Raw genomic sequence first — 209 nt, 5'->3', positions numbered from 1 at the left:
CGTTCACCACTGCCCATGCCGGCAGGGTCGTCGCATCCGCCGGCGCATAGCTTGTGCCTGCCGGTGGTGCTGTGCCGTCTGAATTGAGCGGCGCTGCGATTGTTGTCGCTGTACCCGGCTCCACTGTTGTATCCACATAGTCCGGCTGGTTGTCTACTGCATCGGTCGTACCTACGGTCACCACTACATTAATCTCTTCTGAAGAACCA

General features: G+C 58.4%; 1 protein-coding gene. It reads right to left on the bottom strand.

Translation table 11 applies throughout. The features are described from left to right. On the bottom strand, positions 1-209 hold a 209-nt coding region (locus tag ERX27_RS11460), incomplete at both ends, for a Rib/alpha-like domain-containing protein (protein ID WP_208001790.1).

Origin of the sequence: Macrococcus brunensis, assembly GCF_004359615.1 — a bacterium.
Lineage (GTDB): Bacteria > Bacillota > Bacilli > Staphylococcales > Staphylococcaceae > Macrococcus > Macrococcus brunensis.
Note: the sequence above shows the minus strand (reverse complement) of the source record. Positions and strands in the feature narration are given on the sequence as shown.